The 1,214-nt window shown below is 63.6% G+C and carries 1 protein-coding gene; it reads right to left on the bottom strand.

What is annotated here, in order from left to right:
* Nucleotides 1–125: 125 nt before the first annotated feature.
* A complete protein-coding gene (locus tag H9658_RS22785) occupies nucleotides 126–1,148 on the bottom strand; it encodes an IS5 family transposase (protein WP_191827046.1) in 1,023 nt (340 codons plus the stop codon).
* Between the last annotated feature and the right edge of the window lie 66 nt (nucleotides 1,149–1,214).

Below are 1,214 nucleotides of genomic sequence, written 5' to 3'. Positions count from 1 at the left end.
AGGGCACCTCGAACAACCGGTCAGATCATCGCGATGGCCTCTCAGCATCCGGCGCCCCAGTCTGAGAGCAGCATCGGAGGGGGCGATGAAGGCGGCTGAGGCGGCCGCTCGGCCGCCTTAGCTGATCACGCTGGCAACAGCGCTCGATCCTGCAGCCGCGCCAGCCGCAACAGGTTGTGGCTGGCGACCTTCAGCCCGATCACCACCGTCGCACGCGCCAGACCGATGCAGCGCAGGCATTTGCCGCCTTGCTGGGCCAGACGCGCAAATGGGTGTTCGCCAAACACTCGGTCCTTGGCGATCCGATGGTTGCGGCGCTTTTCTCGCTCGCTCAACGGCTTGCGCGCCTGTCCCTGATGCTGGATCGCCGGGTGATATCCGCGTTGCCTGAGCGCTGCTTCCCGACCTGCATCGGCGTACCCGCTATCGGCCCACACCGTGCGGCCGGTATTGTCCGGGTCCAGCACCTGCTCGAAGTGGCGGCTGTCATGCACATTGGCCGCGCTGACGTCGTAGCGACGGATGAAGCCCCAACGCCGATCCGTGCTGGCGTGCAGCTTGTAGCCGTAGAACGCCACCCCGTGCTTCCTGGTCCAGCGCGCCTGCACATCCTTCTGCGCGCGCTTGGCATCGCTCCAGTCCTGGCCCACATCCTCTCCTTGCTTGATCTGTGCGTTCTCCTCGCGCGTGTTGCGCTGGATCGGCGCGCTGACGATGCTCGCATCGATGATCTGACCGCCACGCGCAACAAACCCGGCCCGTTGCAACTGCTGGCTGATCGCTGCGCTGATGTCGCCCATCACGTCCTTGGCCTTGAGCCGCTCGCGCCACACCCAGATCGTTTTGGCATCGGGCACCTTGCCACTGTGTTCCAGCCCAAGAAACTGCTGGAAGCTGCGCCGATCCAGGACCTGATACTCCAGCGCATCGTCGGAGAGGTTGTACAACTGCTGCAACAGCAGCAGCTTGACCATCACCACTGTCGGCCAGGCCGGACGGCCGCCGCGCGTGCCGGTGTTCAAGGACAGCTTGGCGTCGACGGCTTGGGCAATCGCTACGAAATCGATATGGCGAGACAACACCGACAGCGGGTCGCCTATCTGCTGCCGTTTGGACTCCCGTTCGTGTCCGGCAAACAAGCTGATCATCGCAAGGCCTCGGCTGTCTTCTCAGACCATATGATGCCAAAGCAGGCAGGTTTTTAGAGGTGCCCT

It is taken from the genome of Xanthomonas bonasiae, assembly GCF_014836395.1.
GTDB lineage: Bacteria > Pseudomonadota > Gammaproteobacteria > Xanthomonadales > Xanthomonadaceae > Xanthomonas_A > Xanthomonas_A bonasiae.
The sequence above is the reverse complement of the archived record's forward strand: the minus strand, read 5'-3'. Positions and strand labels throughout refer to the sequence as shown.